This window comes from Georgfuchsia toluolica, assembly GCF_907163265.1.
Lineage (GTDB): Bacteria > Pseudomonadota > Gammaproteobacteria > Burkholderiales > Rhodocyclaceae > Georgfuchsia > Georgfuchsia toluolica.
Window position 1 is genome coordinate 1,682,562 of the sequence record NZ_CAJQUM010000001.1, and the last position, 21,017, is coordinate 1,703,578.

The 21,017-nt window shown below is 55.9% G+C and carries 20 protein-coding genes and 2 tRNA genes; 12 read left to right on the forward strand and 10 right to left on the reverse strand.

Translation table 11 applies throughout. The annotated features are described in order from the left end of the window. Position 1: 1 nt before the first annotated feature. The 7 genes from K5E80_RS07840 to K5E80_RS07865 all read right to left on the reverse strand — a co-directional run bounded on the left by K5E80_RS07840 (position 2) and on the right by K5E80_RS07865 (position 8,497). The gene (locus tag K5E80_RS07840) at positions 2–1,201 is read right to left on the reverse strand and encodes an acetyl-CoA C-acyltransferase (RefSeq protein ID WP_220635628.1); all 1,200 of its coding nucleotides are present in this window, start codon (positions 1,199–1,201) and stop codon (positions 2–4) included. Positions 1,202–1,221: 20 nt separating this feature from the next. Beyond that, positions 1,222–3,609, reverse strand: a complete 2,388-nt coding sequence (locus K5E80_RS07845) for a 3-hydroxyacyl-CoA dehydrogenase/enoyl-CoA hydratase family protein (RefSeq protein WP_220635629.1) — start codon at positions 3,607–3,609, stop codon at positions 1,222–1,224. A gap of 133 nt (positions 3,610–3,742) precedes the next feature. Beyond that, positions 3,743–3,937, reverse strand: a complete 195-nt coding sequence (locus K5E80_RS07850; protein ID WP_220635630.1) for a hypothetical protein — start codon at positions 3,935–3,937, stop codon at positions 3,743–3,745. Positions 3,938–3,956: 19 nt separating this feature from the next. Then, positions 3,957–4,082 carry a hypothetical protein gene (locus tag K5E80_RS16935; RefSeq protein WP_281420211.1) on the reverse strand — a complete coding sequence of 42 codons (126 nt, stop codon included), beginning with the start codon at positions 4,080–4,082 and terminating at the stop codon, positions 3,957–3,959. A gap of 115 nt (positions 4,083–4,197) precedes the next feature. Further along, on the reverse strand, positions 4,198–5,442 hold the full coding sequence (locus tag K5E80_RS07855; protein ID WP_220635631.1) for a 2-hydroxyacyl-CoA dehydratase family protein: 1,245 nt from the start codon (positions 5,440–5,442) through the stop codon (positions 4,198–4,200). A 38-nt stretch (positions 5,443–5,480) separates the two neighbouring features. After that, on the reverse strand, positions 5,481–7,592 hold the full coding sequence (locus K5E80_RS07860; RefSeq protein WP_220635632.1) for a 2-hydroxyacyl-CoA dehydratase: 2,112 nt from the start codon (positions 7,590–7,592) through the stop codon (positions 5,481–5,483). Further along, entirely contained in the window at positions 7,589–8,497 is a 909-nt protein-coding gene (locus tag K5E80_RS07865) for an acyl-CoA dehydratase activase (RefSeq protein ID WP_220635633.1), read from the reverse strand. The genes K5E80_RS07860 and K5E80_RS07865 overlap by 4 nt, the downstream gene beginning before the upstream one ends. Before the next feature lie 162 nt (positions 8,498–8,659). Here K5E80_RS07865 and K5E80_RS07870 point away from each other — a divergent pair, with 162 nt between their 5' ends. The 3 genes from K5E80_RS07870 (at position 8,660) to K5E80_RS07880 (ending at position 11,619) form a co-directional block, all read left to right on the forward strand. Beyond that, a complete protein-coding gene (locus tag K5E80_RS07870; RefSeq protein ID WP_220635634.1) occupies positions 8,660–9,685 on the forward strand; it encodes an AraC family transcriptional regulator in 1,026 nt (341 codons plus the stop codon). Between the two features lie 318 nt (positions 9,686–10,003). Next, positions 10,004–10,243 carry a YfhL family 4Fe-4S dicluster ferredoxin gene (locus tag K5E80_RS07875; RefSeq protein WP_343213262.1) on the forward strand — a complete coding sequence of 80 codons (240 nt, stop codon included), beginning with the start codon at positions 10,004–10,006 and terminating at the stop codon, positions 10,241–10,243. Positions 10,244–10,611: 368 nt separating this feature from the next. Beyond that, the gene (locus tag K5E80_RS07880; protein WP_220635636.1) at positions 10,612–11,619 is read left to right on the forward strand and encodes a YeiH family protein; all 1,008 of its coding nucleotides are present in this window, start codon (positions 10,612–10,614) and stop codon (positions 11,617–11,619) included. 216 nt (positions 11,620–11,835) lie between these two features. Here the strand turns inward: K5E80_RS07880 and K5E80_RS07885 are convergent, their stop codons facing one another. Beyond that, positions 11,836–12,240, reverse strand: coding sequence for a thiolase family protein (locus K5E80_RS07885; protein WP_246590912.1), 405 nt, complete (start codon positions 12,238–12,240; stop codon positions 11,836–11,838). Positions 12,241–12,677: 437 nt separating this feature from the next. On the opposite strand from K5E80_RS07885, the gene K5E80_RS07890 reads away from it, so the two are divergent. Beyond that, a complete protein-coding gene (locus K5E80_RS07890; RefSeq protein ID WP_220635637.1) occupies positions 12,678–13,082 on the forward strand; it encodes a SpoIIAA family protein in 405 nt (134 codons plus the stop codon). An 871-nt stretch (positions 13,083–13,953) separates the two neighbouring features. Here the strand turns inward: K5E80_RS07890 and K5E80_RS07895 are convergent. Next, positions 13,954–14,030, reverse strand: a tRNA-Met gene (locus K5E80_RS07895). Positions 14,031–14,260: 230 nt separating this feature from the next. Between K5E80_RS07895 and K5E80_RS07900 the strand changes: the two genes are divergently transcribed. The 4 genes from K5E80_RS07900 (at position 14,261) to K5E80_RS07915 (ending at position 17,285) form a co-directional block, all read left to right on the forward strand. Further along, complete coding sequence (locus tag K5E80_RS07900) at positions 14,261–14,548, forward strand: HU family DNA-binding protein (protein WP_220635638.1); 288 nt, start codon at positions 14,261–14,263, stop codon at positions 14,546–14,548. A 368-nt stretch (positions 14,549–14,916) separates the two neighbouring features. After that, the gene (groES, locus tag K5E80_RS07905; RefSeq protein WP_220635639.1) at positions 14,917–15,207 is read left to right on the forward strand and encodes a co-chaperone GroES; all 291 of its coding nucleotides are present in this window, start codon (positions 14,917–14,919) and stop codon (positions 15,205–15,207) included. 41 nt (positions 15,208–15,248) lie between these two features. After that, positions 15,249–16,913, forward strand: coding sequence for a chaperonin GroEL (gene groL, locus K5E80_RS07910; RefSeq protein ID WP_220635640.1), 1,665 nt, complete (start codon positions 15,249–15,251; stop codon positions 16,911–16,913). A gap of 296 nt (positions 16,914–17,209) precedes the next feature. Continuing rightward, positions 17,210–17,285 (forward strand) — tRNA-Phe (locus K5E80_RS07915). Positions 17,286–17,416: 131 nt separating this feature from the next. Here the strand turns inward: K5E80_RS07915 and K5E80_RS07920 are convergent. Continuing rightward, complete coding sequence (locus tag K5E80_RS07920) at positions 17,417–17,941, reverse strand: HD domain-containing protein (protein WP_220635641.1); 525 nt, start codon at positions 17,939–17,941, stop codon at positions 17,417–17,419. 525 nt (positions 17,942–18,466) lie between these two features. Between K5E80_RS07920 and K5E80_RS07925 the strand changes: the two genes are divergently transcribed. From K5E80_RS07925 to K5E80_RS07940, 4 genes are all read left to right on the forward strand, one after another. After that, positions 18,467–18,997: a Panacea domain-containing protein gene (locus K5E80_RS07925; RefSeq protein ID WP_220635642.1), complete on the forward strand. Its 531-nt coding sequence runs from the start codon at positions 18,467–18,469 to the stop codon at positions 18,995–18,997. After that, on the forward strand, positions 18,997–19,452 hold the full coding sequence (locus tag K5E80_RS07930) for a hypothetical protein (RefSeq protein ID WP_220635643.1): 456 nt from the start codon (positions 18,997–18,999) through the stop codon (positions 19,450–19,452). Before K5E80_RS07925 ends, K5E80_RS07930 begins: the two co-directional genes overlap by 1 nt. Before the next feature lie 167 nt (positions 19,453–19,619). After that, positions 19,620–20,165: a helix-turn-helix domain-containing protein gene (locus K5E80_RS07935; RefSeq protein ID WP_220635644.1), complete on the forward strand. Its 546-nt coding sequence runs from the start codon at positions 19,620–19,622 to the stop codon at positions 20,163–20,165. A gap of 102 nt (positions 20,166–20,267) precedes the next feature. Continuing rightward, positions 20,268–20,927 carry a helix-turn-helix transcriptional regulator gene (locus K5E80_RS07940; RefSeq protein WP_220635645.1) on the forward strand — a complete coding sequence of 220 codons (660 nt, stop codon included), beginning with the start codon at positions 20,268–20,270 and terminating at the stop codon, positions 20,925–20,927. Positions 20,928–21,017: the final 90 nt, after the last annotated feature.

The following is a 21,017-nucleotide window of genomic DNA, read 5'->3' on the forward strand; positions in this document are numbered from 1 at the left end:
CTCAGCAGACTTCGAACGCGCCCGCGGCGCCCATGCCGGTGCCGATGCACATCGTCACCATGCCGTACTTGAGCTTCTCGCGTTGCAGCGCATGGACGACGGTGGCGGTGCGTATCGCGCCGGTGGCGCCGAGCGGGTGGCCCAGCGCAATGGCGCCACCGAGCGGGTTCACCTTGGCCGGGTCGAGTTCGAGCGTCTTGATCACCGCCAGCGCCTGCGCGGCGAAGGCTTCGTTCAACTCGATCCAGTCGAGGTCCGACTTGGCAATGCCGGCCTGCTTGAGCGCACGCGGAATCGCCTCGATCGGGCCGATGCCCATGATCTCGGGCGGCACGCCGGCCACCACGTAGCCGGCGAAGCGTGCCAGCGGCGCCAGGTTGAACTGCTTCAACATCTTTTCGCTGACCAGCAAGACCGCCGCCGCGCCGTCCGACATCTGCGAGCTGTTGCCCGCCGTCACCGAGCCCCTGGCCGCAAACACTGGGCGCAGCTTGGCGAGATCGGCCAGGCTGCTCTCCGGGCGCGGGCCTTCGTCGGTGTCGGCGCTGCGCTGCTTGAGTTTCACCGCGCCGCTCTTCAAGTCGGGCAGGTGCTCGGCAAACGCGTAAGGCGAAATCTCGGCCTTGAATTTGCCGGCGGCAATCGCGGCCACCGCCTTCTGGTGGCTGTGCACGGCGAAGGCATCCTGCTCGTCGCGCGTCACTTTCCATTGCTGCGCCACCTTCTCGGCGGTAAGGCCCATGCCGTAGGCGATGGCAAGGTTCTCGTCCTTCTCGAAGAAGGCCGGATTGATGGCGATCTTGTTGCCCATCATCTGCGGCATCACCGTCATCGACTCGGTACCGGCGGCGATCATGACATCGGCTTCACCGAGGCGGATGCGCGCCGCCGCGTCGGCCACGGCCTGCACGCCCGAGGAGCAAAAGCGGTTGATGGTCATGCCCGGCACGGTATTGGGCAGGCCCGCCAGCAAGAGACCGATGCGGGCGACGTTCATGCCCTGCTCGGCTTCCGGCATGGCGCAGCCGACGATGACATCGCCGATCAGCGCCGGATCGAGTCCCGGCGCCTGCGCCATGACGGAGCGGATGGCGTGGGCCAGCATGTCGTCGGGACGCACGTTCCTGAACATGCCGCGGCGCTTGGCCACCGGCAGGCGCGTGGCGGCGACGATGTAGGCGTCTTGAATCTGTTTGCTCATTTCGATGTCCTTTGCGTTTCTCAGTTGCGCAGCGGCTTTCCCGTTTCCAGCATGTGGACGATGCGGGCTTGGGTCTTTTCATTCTTCAGCAGCTCGATGAAGAGCTTGCGCTCCACGGTCAGCAGCCAGTTCTCGTCGACCAGGCTGCCGGCCTCGATGTCGCCGCCGCACAGCGCCGTGGCGGCAGCCTTGGCGACGACATAGTCGTGCGCGGAGATCATGCCGCCCTCCTTCATGTTGACCAACATCATCTCCAGCGTGGCGATGCCGGTGCGGCCGCAGACCGGGATGTTGCGCGCCGGCAGCGGCGGCTGGTAACCGGTCTCCGCCAGTCCGCGCGCCTGATGCAACGCGACGTAGAGCAGCTCGTCCGGGTTGAAGATCACGACGTCGGCCTCATCGGCGAAGCCCAGTTCGCGGGCATTCAACGCGCTCTTCGAGACGTTGGCCATGGCGATGGTAGTGAACACCGGCTGGATGAAATCGAAGGGCACGTTGTTCGCGGTCCTGGCGGCATTGCGCGCGGCGCGCAGGGCGAATTCCTTGCAGCCGCCTCCCGCCGGGATCAGGCCGACACCGGCCTCGACCAGGCCGATGTAAGACTCCAGCGCCAGCACGCGGCGGGCGCAATGCATCGGGAACTCGCAGCCGCCGCCCAGCGCCATGCCGCTGACGGCAGCGACGACCGGCACTTTGGCATATTTTAATGTCATCGACGCCTGCTGGAATTCGGCGACGAACTTGTCGAGCAGATCGAACTGGCCGGCCTCGACGGCCTGGGCGATTTCCTGCAGGTTGGCGCCGACGGCGAACGGAGCCTCGTGCCAGATGACGACACCCTGGCAGTGCTGCTCGGCGTAGGCGATGGCTTGGCGCAGGCCGACGATGACGTCGCGTCCCAGCGTATGCATCCTGGTTTTAAAGGAAAGAATGGCGATGCCGGCATCGACCACGGGCAGGCACCACAGGCGCACGCCGGCGTTCTCGAACAGCGTCTCGCCGGCCTTGGCGGGTGCGATCTGCGCGGCGCCAAAAACCTGCTCGGGGAAAATCTGGCGTTGATAGACGGGTAGCTGGGAGCGGCCCTTCAGCACCTTGTCGGCCGCCGAGTACGAACCCGTTGCGGCATGCACGCCCTCAAGCTCGAACACCCAGTCCGGCAGCGGCGCGTTGCACATGGCCTTGCCGGCGTCAATGTCAGCTTTGACCGCTGCGGCGACGGCTTTCCAACCAGCCGACTGCCAGGTCTCGAACGGCCCCTGGCTCCAGCCGAAGCCCCAGCGCATGGCGAAGTCGATATCGCGCGCGTTGTCGGCGATGTCGGCCAGATGGTAGGCACAGTAATGGAACACATCGCGGAAGATCGCCCACATGAACTGCGCCTGAGGATGCGGCGAGGCGCGCAGCGCAGCGAACTTCTCGGCCGGGTTTTTGATCTTCAGGATGGCGTCGACTTCGGGGGCGACGGCGCCCGTCGCAGCGCGATAGTCCTGCACCGCAAGGTCGAGCACCTGAATCTCCTTGCCCGCCTTGCGAAAAATGCCGCACCTGGTCTTCTGGCCCAGCGCGCCCTTGCCGATCAAGGCCGCCAGCCACACCGGCGCGGCGTAGTAGCCGTGCCAGGGATCGTTCGGCAGCGTGTCCTGCATGGTCTTGATCACGTGCGCCATGGTGTCCAAACCGACCACATCGGCGGTGCGATAGGTGGCGCTCTTGGGGCGACCGATCTTCGGGCCGGTCAACGCATCGACCTCGTCGAAGCCCAGGCCCAGGCGCTGCGTGTGATGCATCACGGCCAGAATCGAGAACACGCCGACGCGGTTGGCGACGAAGTTGGGCGTGTCCTTGGCGCGCACGATGCCTTTGCCGAGGCGCGTCACCAGCCAGGATTCGAGGTTGTCGAGCAACGCCGCTCCCGTCTGCCTGGTCGCGATGAGTTCGACCAGATGCATGTAGCGCGGCGGGTTGAAAAAGTGGATGCCGCAGAAGCGCGTGCGCAAAGCTTCGGGCAGCACCGAGGCCAGATGGTTGATCGACAGACCCGAGGTGTTGGATGCGATGATCGCGTGCGGCGCGACGTGCGGCGCGATCTTGCGGTACAGGTCTTCCTTCCACTCCATCTTTTCGGCGATGGCCTCGATGATGAGGTCGCAGCCCTTGAGCTGATCGAGGTGCTGGTCGTAGTTGGCAGCGTCAATGTAGGCGACGCGGTCCTTCGCCGCCAGCGGCGAAGGCTCCAGCTTCTTGAGGCCGTCGAGCGCCTTCCTGACAATGCCGTTGGGCTCGTCCTTGCCGGCGAGGTCGAACAGCAGCACCGGCACGTCGGCATTCGCGCAATGAGCGGCGATCTGCGCGCCCATGACGCCGGCGCCGAGTACCGCCACTTTACTAACGATGAAGTTGCTCACTTCTATCTCCTTAGTTCAATTTTGCCCGGGGGGGGTAAGCTCTATTTCATTCATCACACCCTCGCCGAGGCGAATCTCTTTGATCAAAAAATCTTCGCCCGATGACTGCCAGTCAATGGACACCGGCGTATATCTACGCTGCCATGGGAGACTGCTCTCGGATACCACCGAAAAAGTGACAGCGCAGGGTTCCATTTATTTCAACGGCGAAAAACAGATTGGGATAGATCGGGTCGCCAATTGCGGCTAGGGAGAGTTTGCGGGCAATCGCTTCAGCCTGTTCGATGGTCGGCGTCTCCCAGGACCGGCGTATGAAGCCGGTAGTCATCGTTTCAACTGAGATTTTTTCATTTCTTGTCTCGTCCGGTGTAGTACGCATCCAAACCAGTGAATTTCATCTTGTGTTGCATGCTGTTCTGCGCGCTGACCTTCCAGCGCGAATTGCCGCGGTCGATATCCTTCTTTGTCGTCATGATCGTCTCCTCGAAATATCGATTCAGCATTCTGTAACGATGGGGGGTTGAGCAGCGACATCGCTCAACCCCCTATGACTTACGCGTTAGGGCAAAGGCATGCCTGAATACCGTACTAAGACAGCATCTCAATGAAGGCTCGCACACGGGTTATCAACTGACCGGACGGTGCCCCGACTTGCCAGCTACCTTCCAGACCCGAACTCGGGATGCCCTTCTTGTGGAAATAGTCGCGGAACAGTTCGACGTGTAGACCGCCATAGGGGCAGCCAACGTACGTATAGAAGAACATTCCCTTCGAACCCGAATCCTCGATCATCTTCTCGATGTACTTGATCTGGTTGACCGGCGAACCCGTGACGAAGTACTCGAGAATGAAGCGTGCCATCGCCTCTAGCGGAGGAATGTCTTCGCGCCAGATACGGTCGTAGGGGTTGGGAGTAAACCAACTGAGCAGCGCTCCGCCCAGATCGTCGACCGCCTTGTAGACGCCGAACTCCAGTCCGCGTGCGCCAACCCAGGTCAGCGGAACGATCTTGCCCAGGGGCGAGGGAACGTATTCCGCGTTCTTCAGTTCGTCGATCAACTCGTCGAGCAGGACTTCGTACGCCTCCGGCTTGCCGAAGTAGTGCCCTGATCCCATCAGCAGGAACAGCATGGGCAGGCTCTTGATGTAGAGCGGATTGGCCACGCGCAGCTTGATGATCTCCCGGAACTTGGCCATCAGTCGGTTCATGCGCTTGATTTCGACGGCCATCTTGGCCTCATCCAGCGGCTTTCCAGTCAGGAAGACCGCTACGTCGGCCAGTTCCCTGGTCAGGTACTGGATCATCTGCTCCAGTCGCTCTTCGCCGCCCTGTATCGGCTTGATGACCTGATCGACCCGGTGTATGTCGAAGCCGAATTCGCGGATCATCTCGTACGCCATGTTGAGCGGTTCACACACCGTACTCAGGGCCACCACTTTCTTGACCGAGTTGTTGCGGCGCTGGTACCACTCGCCGAGCAGGGCCGAAACCATGGAGCAGGTTTCCTTGGGCATATCGAAAAGGTCTTCCGACAATTGCGCCGCCCCTTCCGCAGAACCCAGTCGTCCCAAGTCATAAACCGCCATCGGAACGATGTCGCAGGCGTATATCAAGGGAGCTTCCATCAGCCCGGTCGACCAGACTGCCGGCTTGCCGTTCTGGTTGCCCTTCTCGGCGTCCGCCATGTAAGACAAAGCAAAGTCGAACAGCTTGCTGACGCCCTTGGAGTACTTATGGTCGTGCCGGCTTTGCTCGATGAATTCGATCTGGTTGGTCGGCGATTCCCAGTCGCCCTCGGGCTCGTCGCCGTTCGGGAGGGTTTTGTTGTTCATCAAGTGGATCTTTTGTTCGGTTGACGACTGCACTTCGTTTAGGCCGCGCATAATTTTTTAGCTCCTTTGGATTCCTTGAGAACTTCTACGAATGCCTCGAGGCGGGTCTTGATCTGGCCGGTATCGCCTTGCGAAAAGTCGGTATCCAGTTCCAGCGTCGGCAGTTGCAGTTGCTGGTACTTGCGGATGAAGAGGCTCTTCGTCTGGGAGAAAGAGGGGCAGAACTTGAGGAAGTAGTAAAGGACGGCATCGACCTTGTACTCCTGGGCCAGCATTCCGGAAAACTCAATGCGTCTGGAAATGGGCGACTGCCGCGCGCAAGGCGCCTGATCCAGATAGGCGTTGGCGAGGTCGCGATAAGGATCGTCGGTTTCCGCCCTATCGTAGTAGAAAGAGCTCAACCCGGTGCAATGATCTTCGACGACCACATTGACGCCGATATCCTTTTCCAGCAAGTCCATTACCCGGCGGTCGCCATCGGCCATGATGCCGCCGGCGATCATGATGCGCAGACGGGGTACGTCATCGTCCGGAACGGCCGACAGGCGCGCATACAATTCTTCGAGGACGGGGAGTTGCTCCTGCGCGGGAATGGAACGGTAGGCACGCGTAATTTCCAGGAAATCGCTGCCAGTCAGCGGCGGACGATTGCGCTTGCGCAATTCGGAAATCTTGCGGATCATCTTGCGCAGCTTGTCATGGAGCCTGATTGATTCGCGCAACTGTTCGTCGTCGATCTTCTTGCCCGTCAGGTTCTCCATATCCTTCTTGAAGTTGATGATTTCCTGCCGGAAGAAATCGCGAGAACTGTTCTTGCCGCTGGTCCGCGGCACTACGTAGCCATGCGACGGCTTAAAGTAGTTGTCGATCGCATTGGACACCGCCCGCATCGTGTCGCAGGTATAGAAGGTGACCACTTGATCCAGGGCATCGTAGAACGGGTCCTTGGTCCTGAAGTGGCCGAGAACGCTCTTGCTCATGTCGCAGAAAACGCTCTTGGTGATCACCTCGCCCGCATTGACCACTTCCGGCGCGCCGCATTTGTCGAGTCGTCCGTAGGCGACACCGGCGGCGGTAAACATTTCATGCGGCGTGTAGGTGCAAAGATAGCCGACCTTCTTCACATCCTTGCGCTCGACCAGCGACAGTTCAGCATCTTCGATGCGTCGCGTCAGATCCGACAGATCGGCCTTGGCCATCGCTTCGGAAGTCTTTGGCCTGCGCGCCTCGATGGCCATGCGTTGGGCATAGACGGCGGCACCCAGCGCACCGGCGTAAACCATGTCAAGGTGCGGCACGACGATGGTCTTGCCGAGCAATCTTTCCAGCGCATGCCGCATGCCGACGTTGTTGGATACCCCACCGGTGAAAACGATGTCGGATTCGAGCGGAATGACACGCAACAAGGTCGTGACGCGCCGGGCCGATGCCATATGCACGCCAGCAGAGATATCTGCCTCCAGTTCCCCCTTGGCACGGTGGGATACCACCTCCGACTCGGCGAAAACAACGCACTGGCTGCTGACGTCGAGGTCTTTTGTGGATTTCAGCGACTCCGGCCCGACGGTAAACATGTCGAGGTCCAGCAATGCGGCGGCCTTTTCGAGGAAGCGTCCAGTCCCCGCTGCGCACTTGTCGTTCATTCTGAACTTGACCACTTTGCCTGTCGCGGGATCGACCTGGATCGCCTTGGCATCCTGTCCGCCGATATCGACGATGGTCCGCGTGCCGGCATTCAGATAGTGCGCACCCATCGCATGACAAGAGATTTCCGTCAGGATCTCGCACGGAACCGTAGTGAAATTCAGAGAGACCCGGCCGTAGCCCGTGCCGACAATGAAGCCGATGTCTTCCAGCTTGATGTTGGCTGTGCCGAACAATTCTTCCAGCAGCTCCTGGGCCGTCTCCTGCATATTGATGCCGGTGGGCAGAAGCGCCGTATGAAGTTTTCCCTGATGCAGCAATACCGCTTTGGCATTGCGCGAGCCGATATCGACGCCCATCGCGGTGACGCCGCTGATTTCCTTGATCAGGATAGGATCAATGACGTCTTCGATGTTTACGGTCATGGTGACGTCGGTACCTACATTAGCAAATTCCGCTCCCTTGAGTTCCGAGCGCTTGCCTTTAACCACGTTTTCAGTATTCATGCCTCCACCTCCACCTGTGATGCCGTCGATTCCGCTGACAGGTCAGCGTTACCGCAGGCCTTTTGTTGCGCGATCATGGCCGCGCCAAGAGCTCCGCAATAGCTGGCGTTAAGCCGTGGCGTAATGAACGGCCGCTTGAGCAAAGTTTCCAGAGCGTTTTTGAAGCCGATGTTGTTCGAGACGCCGCCGGAAAAGAGCAGTTCCGGGTCGAGTCCAACGCGGTTGATCAGGTTGCACACGCGCCGGGCGATGGCCATATGGATCCCTGCCGCGATGTCCTCGCGCCTTTCCCCACGGGCCTTGAACGTAATTATTTCGGACTCGGCAAAGACAACGCACTGGCTGCTCATTTCGAGCTGTTTCTTCGACTCCAGGGACCGGGCGCCCAGTTCCAGCAAGTCATAGCCAAGCATCTCAGCCGTTTTTTCCAAAAAGCGACCGGAGCCCGCCGCGCATTTGTCGTTCATCGCGAATTCGGTTACGCGGCCGTTCTTGGTATCGACCTTGATGGCCTTGCAATCCTGTCCGCCGATATCAATGATGGTTCTCGTGCCGGCATGGAGATGATGTGCTCCCATGGCATGGCAGGTAATTTCGGTGATGATTTCGGTTGGAATCTCATCGAAGTTCATCGAAATCCGGCCATAGCCCGTGCCGCATATCTGGGCGATGTGCTTCATCTCCAGTTGTGCCGTCTTCAGTAATCTGTCAACCAACCGGGCAGCCGTTTGAGCTGGATGAACACCGCTGGCGCAGATGGCAGTATGGATATAGTCACCACTGACCATGACTGCTTTGGATTGTCTGGAACCAATATCGATCCCGACAGTTGTCACTGGTTGCATTGCGGCAAGTCTTTCATGCGGAATCACGTCAACGATTTTGAAACTACAGTGCTCGCTCATATAGCAAGTTCCTCCTAATAGAAATAGTGGATCGGTTCAGCGCAGATAAATTAAGCGCTTTATCCGAGGAAGGAAGCTTGACAATTCAGGACACTATCTTGACATTTCGTGATACGGTAATAATATAAATCATTGTTTCTTGTTTGAACTTCAAAACCGCCAATGGCCTTGAAGAAACTACATCGAAGTGCCTGCCTCACCAACTACGAGGAAGTTGCGAAGGCATTGCACATCTCTCCGCTGGAACAGCTTCGACGGGTCAACATCAATTCAGCCTGTCTGACTAATCCGGACATCAAGATCCCGGTTTCTGCATTTATTCAGTTGATGGAAAACTCCGCGCAGGCGGCGGGAGTAGAAAATTTTGGCCTGCGCATGGCGGAGGGACGAAAACTGTCCAATCTCGGGCCGCTCGCCGTTGTGCTCAGAAGTCAATCAACTATGCGCAAGGCGCTCGAAGCGCTACGCAATTACAGCCATTTGCAAGCTGAGGCGGTGTCATTTCTCTTCGAGGAAAATGATGGGATTCTGATCATCCGTGAAGAATTGATGCCAGACCGTCCTGAACCCATTCGTCAAGCTACTGAGCTATCGCTTGGCGTTCTATACCGAGCATTGCATGTACTGCTCGGCGACGAATGGCGGCCCAGCGCCGTGTGTTTTCGCCATCCTCCGCCCAACGATATGAGCGTACATCGACGGGTATTTGATAGCCGCCTGCAGTTCAACAGTAATATCGACGGGATTATCTGTCGTGCCTCTAATCTGGATGACCCACTACCCAATTATGATCCGGAAACTGCACGCTATTTGCAAAAACTGCTGGATGTCATAAACACACAACCCACGCATTCCGTAACGGATAAAGTGCGGGAACTCGTTTGGGTACTTTTGCCTACCGGACGATGCTCGACTGAGATTGTTTCGCGACACATTGGCCTAAATCGCCGAACTTTGCATCGTCACCTGCAAAAAAACGGACAGAGTTTCTCGGATATTTTAGACAGCATTCGAAGCGATATGGCGATTAAGTATCTGGTGCAATACCATCGGCCAATTAAAGAATTGGCGGAATTACTTGGATTTTCAGAGCCATCAGCCTTTTCACGTTGGTTTACTCACCGCTTTGGTTGCACAGCCAAAAGCTGGCGGCAAAATCAAAAATCTGACAATGTCCCGTCGCGTTAGTTTCTGACTGATGCAAAGATGGTAGTGATGAAGTGTAATCCAGCATCCGGTACAGTACTGCTATAAAGCATTGCATACTTTTAGGGCAAAGCCAGTTGCCATGATTTTGATTTGCGACATTGCGTCACAAAATGTCAAAAATATGTCTTTAATAGTCATACATTCCCAAGGCTTCAAGAAGCCTAATATTGTTTAAAAGGATCCAATTGGTGCCTTACCAATAGCACTGAAGCAGGATTGCGATCCCTTGAGCAAATCGGCGACGTTTTATCCCAATTGATTTTTTCAATTCTGAAGGAGGGTAGTGAGATGGCATTGATGATCAATTCCGACTGTATCAGTTGCGACGCATGCGTACCGGAGTGTCCAAACGGGGCGATCTCTGCGGGCGAAGAAGCGTATGCAATCGACCCAACCAAATGTACCGAGTGTGTCGGGCATTTCGATAAATCACAATGCATACAAGTATGCCCTGTGGATTCCATCGTTTCTGATCCGAACAATCTTGAGAGCAAGGATCAACTGCAGGAAAAATTTCTGCGGTTAGCGACGACATAAGCCAAGAGTCGCCACTATGTATGAGGCCGGACTTCCACCCTAATCGCTGATAAGCGATACAGGGGGTTGATAAATATAGCACAACGCCATTAAACCAAATAATTACCATGCTTATTGCCTGTCCCATAATGTCAACTTGGTGACTGGTATTGTCAAGACGATAACTTATCCAAAGCGTAGCCTCGCTTCTAAATAACGATAAATCAGATGAAGCGTGCTTTAAAGACAAACGTGTATTTCTAAAGTTGCCATGGTCGCCTTCAACGCATAGGGGGACTTGATGTTGTCGGCGCTGGATTCAATGTCAACTCCGGCATTGCAGGAGGCATGTCGACGGTTTTTGGAACGAAGCCATAATGAGGCTAAGCGTGAGCATTGACTGGATCATGACAACCAAGGAAAACCTCCGGCGCTTTGGACCTGGCATTTCGATCAGCGCCGTGGTAGCTGTCGCAGCAAGCTTCTTGTCAGAACATTACCGTGCGCCGGTGATGCTGTTCGCCTTGCTTCTGGGCATGGCTGTTAATTTTCTCTCGGATGAGGGCACATGCAAGCCCGGCATTGAGTTCACTGCGCGCGAAGTGTTGCGGGTGGGCGTTGCCCTCTTGGGCATCCGCATCAGTTTTGCTCAGATCTCGGCCCTCGGCTGGGAGCCAATAATTCTGGTGATGGTTTCGGTACTCATTACTATTCTGGTATCGATTCTTGCTGCACGTGTATTGGGTTTCAAGGCTATCTTCGGCATGCTGACCGGTGGTGCGACGGCTATCTGCGGGGCGTCTGCTGCGCTCGCTTTATCTGCCGCATTGCCCAGTGATCCACGCAAGGAGCAGGCCACACTATTCACTGTCATCGGAATATCCGCCCTCTCGACTATTGCCATGATTGCCTACCCGATGATTGTCCAGACAATGCAACTTGACCCTGTTCAGGCTGGCATGTTTCTCGGCGGTACGATACATGATGTTGCGCAGGTGGTTGGAGCTGGATACAGCATGTCTACTAAGACTGGCGATACGGCTACTGTAATCAAGTTGATGCGGGTGGCCATGTTGCTGCCAGTCATACTCTGTACAGCCTTATTCACCCGCTCCCGTGGCGCTGGCGAAGGTGGGAAACGCCCGCCCCTATTTCCCTGGTTTGGCATAGGGTTTCTCGTCTTCGCTGCTATCAACAGTATCGGTTGGATTGCTGCGCCGATACAAAATGCTGGCAATGAAATGTCCCGCTGGTGCCTGGTTATAGCCATCAGTGCGCTAGGCATGAAGACACATCTGAAGGACATTCTTACTGTGGGATTTCGCCCAGTTGCCTTAATGGTGGGCGAGACAGTATTTCTTGCATGCCTTGTTCTGTTCAGCTTGCGTCATCTTTGACCCGATTATTTGTAACGACAGCTGGCAATGATTATTTATTCTGACCTGACCGGTTTTATCGGACCAATTCGATCTAGAGAATCGTGGCAAAGTCTCGCATTAAGCGAGCCACGCACGTTGTAGAGTCCAAGGAAACGGTAGTAACTTCAGGGAGTTCTACGGGCTGTTTGACCAGCAATACCTTTCACGTCTTCTTGAAGCTTGCTTGTGCCCTCATCAAAGATCATGGTGCGTCCCTCTGCTCAGGTGAAGCATAGCGCGCGATTCGTCTGGACTCGCAATATCGCGCCCGGCCTCGCGTGCGTAGGACGCGATCTGCTCGATCAGGGTCCGTTCGATGTGACCTAACTGCAATCGGGCAGATAAAAAGTGTCTTCCAGACCGGTACGCAGATGTCCGCCCAACGCGGCCTGTCGCGCCGGCGCCTGACCCAGGCCGGCGGTGAGCACACAGCCCATAGTACACCTCGGACACCAACGCCGGATCGAGCTTAGCGCGTTTCAGGACGGCGGCCATCACCGTCGCTCCAAGCTGTGGCGCGATGGCGTCCTTGAGGCTGCCCTGGAACGCGCCCAAGGGCGTGCGTGCGGCAGCAATGATGACGATAGGATCCAATGACATGGTTTTGTGCCAGCGCCCTTGATCGCGACCACGTTGTTCGTCCTCGCCTTCTTCCGTTCGTAGAATCGCTTCGCCTCGGCACAATAGCGCAGTGCGAAATGCGCGGCTTCCATGAATGCCCAGGACATGTACTTGTTACCGTTCTTGGTGTTCCCCGTGCCCTTCTTCCTGCCGTTGCTGTTATGCCGACTATCGACGCAGCGCGGCAATACGAGACAAGCTCCAGTCGTATTGTCGGGCGTAAGCGAAGTTGTGTACTGCCTTTCTTCAAAGTGCTTTCGTAGCTGTACCCGACAATGATTTTTTGGCCTTCAGTTGAGGCTATGAAGCCTATGAGAGCTCAGCCGTATCACTCCGGCCTGTCACATAGCCCCGAAGAAAAATTCCAACGCACATACTATAGTGAAATCGTTGGCTACCCAACGGAGAAGGTAACAATGAGCCTGAGCCTCAGACTTGAAGTAAGGAAGACATATCTCTACGCAATGGTTGACGGCGTATTCACACTTCCTGAAGCGGACCGCCTCTTCGTACGCATTCTTGATTCTTGCCTTGAACAAGGCCAATCGAAAGTTCTTGTGGACTACCGTTCGATTCGTGGCTCACCACCGACAACTGATGTTTTCCTGTACGGCAAGTTCATTGCATTGGCCTATTCGAGCTTTGCAGTCAAAGGGCTCCCGCCTGTAAAGTTCGCTTACGTTGGGAATCCACCATTTGCATCTCCGCATGGGGTTGCGGAGGCGGCGGCTGTCAGTCGCGCTTTGGATCTCTTTGTAACCACCGATTTTGACGAAGCCCTTGAATGGCTTGGAATCGCTGCCCCCAAAGCAGCCAAGTAACATTACTACTATTATTTAGGGTCAATGATGATCGCATGGCGCAAGCTGTACGGGACATGGGAAAAACATAACGGACCAGGCTACGATTGCCCAGAACAACAGCGGCCGGGATGCTTAATGAAAGGTCATCAGAAGCAATAGCGCCATCCTCGCAAGAGCTGCCAACCCCGCAACTTGACGCAGGTGTAAGTGATTTCTCCACAGATCAAGGATTAGCATCGCAACACCCGAACCTGCAACAAGGATTGCAGCATTGCTGGTATCGCTTGGAGCACCGAGCAGGCTTGCTCCAAATACGATGACATCGACTAAGTGAAGTGATAGAGGAATGCAGCCGACTTCGTTGCGCCGCTCACCTCTTCAGGGAGAGCCCTCGTGGCGCTCATACACCACAAAGAGCAGAGGCTAATCACGGAGGAAAAATGCCGGATGCGGGCCTGATGCATGTCGCCCAAGAGGGGTTTTTCGGCATGGTTCCGGCGTCTTACTTCCGACGGTTTCCGCTTATCAGGGATTTCCAAAGAGCACTTGCGGCCTGAACCATGCAGAACGCCCAACGTCGCATCAGACGGCTTGTCGGATAGCGGCAATCAGGCACTTATTTGTCATTTGTCGATCTGACCGCTTCGGCCGAACAAAAGGCATCCAGGCAGTTGATGTACGGGGCTACCCTGGCACTTGATGACCTTTGGTGAAAACTTCCGAAAGTCAAATGCCCGAAGGGCAAATGCTGAGGTTACCAATATCCGATTTGCAAGCAACTGGCACAAATATGGCACAGAAGTGTCACAGAACTGCCACAGGTTGCTTTTGCGAGCAGAAAACAAAAAGGCCAAACGTCTGTAAACGCTTGGCCTGCCTGCTTCTTCCTTGGTTGCGGGGGCAGGATTTGAACCTGCGACCTTCGGGTTATGAGCCCGACGAGCTGCCAGACTGCTCCACCCCGCGCCTGAGAGAGGCAGGATTATAGGCATATGCGCCGAAGCGGTCAATGCAAATTAAAACTTGCCAGAGGATGTTCCGCAGCATTCCGGGAAACTGGCTTGGTTTTTTGATAAAACTGACGGAAAGTCACTCCCTGCAAGGAATTTCACATATGACGCTTGCCCTTTCCCCTCCAGACGTGGTTAAAATCCGCTCTAGGCCATGTGGCCTTCACCAACCGGAAAGGAAGTGAGATGAATAAAGCGGAACTGATTGAGATTGCCGCCAAGGAGGCTGATATTAGCAAAGCTGCTGCCGGCAAGGCGCTGGACTCCGTGATAAATGCAATTGTCAAAGCTGTATCCAAAGGGGATAACGTCACCCTCGTAGGTTTTGGTACTTTCAAATCCGCCAAGCGCGCAGCACGCGTTGGCAAGAATCCTCAAACCGGCGCTTCGCTCAAAATCCCAGCTACCACCGTTCCCAAATTTTCCGCTGGTGCCGGGTTCAAGGCTGCCGTATCCGGCAAGAAAAAGAAGTAATTGCTATTTTCTGCGTGACACAAGGGTTCGTCGCAGGACGAGCCCTTTTTTTTATTTTTGCGCACAGCAGGACGCGGCCCTGGAGGTGGCGGTCTTCCCATAAGCCGGCCACAGAGAATGGTGAAGTGCAGCTGCCGGAGGATGGCGTGCCACGAAGCCAGCTCATGAACTCGCAACAACTCTTTTTTGATTGAACTTGAAAAACCAAGTTCAAACCTATATTATTAGCACTCGTCGGTAGAGAGTGCTAATAACGATGCCTGCAATAACCGGGCTTCAACGCTCCGTCGACCCCTGTGGCGGCAGTTCATTGGCTTCCAAACAGCCAGCCGCTTTACCAGTCAATCGCGAAACAAGGAGATAAGTGTATGAAAATTCGTCCTTTGCACGACCGTGTGATCGTCAAGCGCATCGAAGATGAGCGCAAGACCGCGTCCGGCATCGTCATCCCCGACACTGCAGCCGAGAAACCCGACCAGGGTGAAGTGCTGGCCGTGGGCAGCGGCAAGATTCTTGACGACGGCAAGGTTCGCCCCATCGCCCTCAAGGTCGGCGACCGCGTGCTGTTCGGCAAGTATTCCGGCCAGACCGTGAAGGTTGACGGCGATGAACTGCTGGTCATGCGTGAAGAAGACATCATGGGCGTGGTAGAGGCTTAAGCGCCTGGCATCCCCATCAAACTGAAATAGGAGACCAATCAATGGCTGCAAAACAAGTTCTGTTCGGCGACGAAGCGCGCGCGAAAATCGTCAATGGTGTCAATATTCTTGCCAACGCCGTCAAGGTGACGCTTGGCCCCAAAGGTCGCAACGTGGTGCTGGAGCGCTCTTTCGGCGGTCCGACCGTAACCAAGGATGGCGTATCGGTCGCCAAGGAAATCGAACTCAAGGACAAGTTCGAAAACATGGGCGCCCAGATGGTGAAGGAAGTCGCATCGAAGACTTCCGACGTCGCCGGTGACGGCACCACCACCGCCACCGTGCTGGCCCAGTCCATAGTCCGCGAAGGCATGAAATATGTCACCGCCGGCATGAATCCGATGGATCTCAAGCGTGGTATCGACAAGGCGGTCATCGCCATCGTTGATGAGTTGAAGAAGATTTCCAAGCCCTGTACCACCAACAAGGAGATAGCCCAGGTCGGTGCAATTTCCGCCAATGCCGACGCTTCCATCGGTGACATCATTGCCCAAGCCATGGACAAGGTAGGCAAGGAAGGCGTCATCACCGTTGAAGATGGCAAATCGCTGCAAAACGAACTCGAAGTCGTCGAAGGCATGCAGTTCGACCGCGGCTATCTGTCGCCTTACTTCATCAACAATCCCGACAAGCAGATCGCCATTCTCGAAAGCGCCTACGTGCTGCTGTACGACAAGAAGATCAGCAACATTCGCGACCTGCTGCCCGTGCTTGAGCAAGTCGCCAAGGCTGGCCGTCCGCTGCTGATCATCGCCGAGGACGTCGAAGGCGAAGCTCTGGCCACTTTGGTGGTGAACAATCTGCGCGGCATTCTCAAGACCGTTGCCGTCAAGGCGCCGGGCTTCGGCGACCGCCGCAAGGCCATGCTGGAAGACATCGCCATCCTGACCGGCGGCACCGTGATCGCGGAAGAAGTCGGCCTGTCGCTGGAAAAGGCCACGCTGGCCGAACTCGGCCAGGTCAAGCGCGTTGAAGTGGGCAAGGAAAACACCACCCTCATCGACGGCGCCGGCAAGGAAGACGGGATCAAGGGCCGCGTTGCCCAGATCCGCAAGCAAATCGAAGACGCGACCAGCGACTATGACAAGGAAAAGCTGCAGGAACGCGTGGCCAAACTGGCCGGCGGTGTTGCGCTGATCAAGGTCGGCGCCGCGACCGAAGTCGAAATGAAGGAAAAGAAGGCCCGCGTCGAAGATGCGCTGCACGCCACGCGTGCCGCCGTTGAAGAAGGCATCGTGGCCGGCGGCGGCGTTGCGCTGTTGCGTGCCCGTTCCGTGATCAAGGACCTCAAGGGCGACAATCACGACCAGGATGCCGGCATCAAGATCGTGTTGCGTGCGATCGAGCAGCCGATGCGCGAGATCGTTGCCAACGCCGGCGACGAACCCTCCGTGGTAGTCAACAAGGTGCTCGAAGGCAAGGGCAATTACGGCTACAACGCTGCCACAGGCGAGTACGGCGACATGGTGGCAATGGGCGTGCTCGACCCGACCAAGGTTACGCGCTACGCGCTGCAGAACGCTTCTTCCGTTGCCGGCCTGATGCTCACCACCGATTGCATGGTGGCGGAGTCGGTTGAAGACAAGCCCGCTGGCGGTATGGGTGGTGGTATGGGCGGCATGGGTGGCATGGGTGGCATGGGCGGTATGGGCGGCATGGATATGTAATTGGCAAAGCCGATTACCCAATCATCTCGTACCCTCTTCCTACTGGAAGTTTGCTTCACACGAAAGCCCCGCTTCGGCGGGGCTTTCCCATGTTGAGACGTTCCAAAGCGAAGATTGCTCGGTTATAATGCGCGGCCTTTTTGCAAGTCTCTCAGCGGCCAGGTAGCTCAGTTGGTAGAGCAGCGGACTGACCAGCCGGCCGCGGGACGGCGCAGCAGTGAAGGCTTATGCGAGCAAAGTGAGCGTTAGCCGGAACTAAAATCCGCGTGGCAGTAGCTTGTCGAGTAGCAAACAGTGGCTAGGTAGCTCAGTTGGTAGAGCAGCGGACTGAAAATCCGCGTGTCGACGGTTCGATTCCGCCCCTAGCCACCAGTATTCAAGCGGCCCTCAGCGATGAGGGCCGCTTTTCATTTGCTCGCTGTGACAGAAACCTGGCCATTCAGGTTAACCTGGGATTTCACGCTCCTCCATCAAAGAAAGCGCTTTTCGCTAATGACAACAGGCTATAGCTTCGGGCGTTCCCGATAGACTTTGTCGAACACGCGCTCCAGTTCGGGATGCACCCCACGCAAGCCCTCGACTACCGCCTTGGCCCAATCGAAATATTCCTGCTGTCGCTCGACGGACCAATCGGCAGGCGGACCGGTGAGAATATCCCTGAGGTTGCAAATCATGTCGGCAAGCTTCACCAGCTTGGCGCCGCTGCTGATTGCAGATGAATGTTCCACCTGAAGTCGCTTGCGCTCGGCCTTGGGCAAGGACTTGTCGTCAGTAACGTCAAGGACAATGGCCACGACCTCCGGTCCAAATTCCTCGACCAATTCCTGCTCGGTGGTTTCCGTGTCCTCAATCGTGTCATGCAAAACTGCGGCCATGAGCACGCGCTCGTCCTCGACATCGCCCTCATTTGCCAGTACATCCGCCAAAGCGATTGGATGGTTGATGTAGGGAGAGGCAGCAACATCCTTACGGCGCTGATTGCGGTGCTTGTTCGAGGCAAATGCGAGAGACTTAATGAGGCGTTTCATCTGGTCATGTCGATTGGGGGACATTCATCACGATGACATTGCGAATGTGCCCTCGATTATGCCCCCACATGCTGCTGGATATCCGCGGATTCAATCAATCCGAGGCGCAAGCGACAAACAAAAGCCCGCTACTGGAGCGGGTTTAAGGACATTCTTGGATATGCCTGGATTCCAATCTGGTGCGGGAGGGGGACTCGAACCCCCACACCATCACTGGCGGCGGATTTTGAGGCTTTATTGATTGCAAGCCGAATCAGGCATGTGCAGTAAATCTCTTCTACATAACTTGCCTGATCGCGTCCCGCAAACCCTTGCGCCACGCGGCCCCGTTTTGATTTGTAGAACGGGTTTAGCTGGGAACCGCCCCCCGTTGCCCTGGTCGAATGTGGTGATATGGCTGCACCAAGGGCTTGTGTTTAGCCTTTCAGCCCATAGCTGGGCGCTGGGTATCTGGTATCATTCGCTCGCATTTTCGCGTCCCAGGTGGGGCGCCAGTAGCCCTGGAGTGGGACATTGGAGGGCACCATGGCAGTACATGCGCGCTTGTTTAACCGAGAGAAAGCGCTCGAATCAATCCTGTTTATCGCAGCGCAATTGAAGGCGCCGACCATGCATAGCATCGCCAAGATGCTGTATCTGTCGGACAAGCTTCATTTGCAGGACTTCGGTCGCCTGATCTGCGGCGACCACTATATCGCTATGGAATACGGCCCGGTTCCATCGACCGCCTACAACATGATGAAGGTGCCGACTGGCCGCTTCTCTTTCGATCCTGATATTGACGAAGCCGTCATAGAAGCCATTGAGATCACACACGGCCGTAACGTCGTACCAAAACGCAATGCTGATACCAGTGTGCTTTCCGAATCCGAAATCGACTGTATCAATGCCGTCGTCGAAGAGCATGGGCATAAGACCTTTGGCCAACTGACAGACCTGACCCATGACGGAGCTTGGAAGGTCACCGACGAAAACAAACCAATATCACTGACTGATATCGTTGCTACGCTGCCCAACGCTGGCGAAGTCGCTGCGTATCTCGAAGCCGCACATTGATGGCACCGCTTGGCGATCACTTCCCTCCTGATAGGGTCAGGGAACACGTCGTCAAGCAACTCACCCCAGGGCGAGTCATTCGCATCGAGGTAACTTTTCCGGAGAAGACGAAGCCAAAATTTTTGGTGTTAGTGGGCGAACGCGATCCTGATTGCTTAACCTTCATCGTCAATTCCGAGACTCATCCTTTCGTCGCGAATAGACCGCACCTCGCCATGTGCCAGGTCGCCATTGACCGTGCAAACCATCCTTTTCTAACACGTGATTCGCACATCGCCTGCCACCAATTGCTGGTCTTGAACAGAAGCGATGTGATCCGAGAGTTGATGACCGACGTTGGGGCAATAAAAGGCGAGATCAGCCAGGATGTACGGGCGCAGATACTCGCTGCGGTGAAATTCGCCAAGACCCTCGACGCTGCCGAAAAGAACACCATCCTGCAAGCATTGTCATAGCTTTACCATGCCGACGGTATCCCGGACAATATCCGGCTTCACCGGGTTAGGCGGGTTATCCACGGAGCCGCCGCCGCGCCCCTATGAGGCTGGCGGCGGTGGATCGGTGGGTAACCTGCCGGTTGGACACCCAGGCGGGGGGCGGTTATCATCTGCCTTGGTAAAGGGTGGCTCTTGGCTTTGCCTATGTTGCGGCTGTCAAACCCTTGCCAGCAGCGGAACTCCAACATTTTCTTGACCGACGAAAACAAGTCTCTGACACCATGGCAAACAAAAAAAATACGGAGTTGGTGATTTCATCAGTGCCGCCACCACCGCCAGAAGAAGGCATAGGGCAGCGAATCCAAGAGAAACGGCAGGAATATAAAATATCGGTTGATCAGCTTGCAGCGCTTACTTCCAAGTATGACAGCGCAGGGAAAAGTGGTATTTCACGCGCAACAATATATGCATACGAATCTGGTGGAACAAAGCCAGGTGCGCGAGAATTGCGTCTCCTATGCTTAGCTCTCAACGTGTCACCCAATTGGCTACTGTTGGGCTATGAGTGGAACCAGGCGGAAAACGCGGCGTCCCAATTAGCTAACGCACTTATCGACCTTCTCGATCAAGCTGAGAGCAGCAAGTTGTTTATTTCAGATAAGGGAAAGCTCAATTCGAGAAGCGATACACACGCTCGATTCCTATTTGAAGTGAAGGACGAAAAGAAGTAATGTCTGCACTTTAAGATATTTTTTAGATAATCTTGACAAAGAATAACGACTAGCCTACAGTCCGGATATCCAGATATTTTTCTGGCTTAATGGACTGAAATAATGGCTATCCTAAGTGCAGATCAATCCCGCCAGGCGCGCAAGGAATTTGGTCTTTCTCAAGCCGACGTTGCGGAAGCAACCGGCCTCAAGCGCCAATATCTCAGCGAGTTTGAGAGCGAGACAGCGCAGCGTTTCACTTCCGCGCAACTTCGCAAGCTGCGCACCTTCTATGAAAACAAGCTGGAAGAGGCGCGCGCCGCTGGCGAAGAAATCGAACTGACCTTTGGCGACGCTGAAGAAACGCCAGCCGCCTCAATCGAAGCCGTCAAGGCGAAGCGCTTTTTCTTCCCCGTGGCCGACGAGGTATCGGATGAAACATTAGCCTCCACGCTCGCCAACATCCGAGCCAACGACAAGAAGCTCGCCGAGTCGCTCGCTACCTTGGCGGAACGCGAAAGCTCCCTGTTTGGCGAAGGCGATTACACAGAAGAAGTATTGCAAGCAATCAGGGAGAGCCTTAGCCTGCTTGCCGCCAATTACCTTCAAGTACGCGCCATCGGTGGATGGCCTGAAATCGGGCTGTCCGCCTCCAATGACAAGTTGTCAGGAAACGATGTACTAGCGGCGATCATCGCCAGCATGACAGACAACTTTGCCGCTGCCGGCTTACTCGGCAGTGCCGCAGTGGAAGGCGAAGAAAAAGAACGGAGGGCCGTGTAATGAACGTACCTCTGCCCGCAGTAGCCTTTCCGATCGGCGGGAAGGCAGGAGCAACAGCCACCTTTGTCACCGCAATGCTGATCGGGCTCG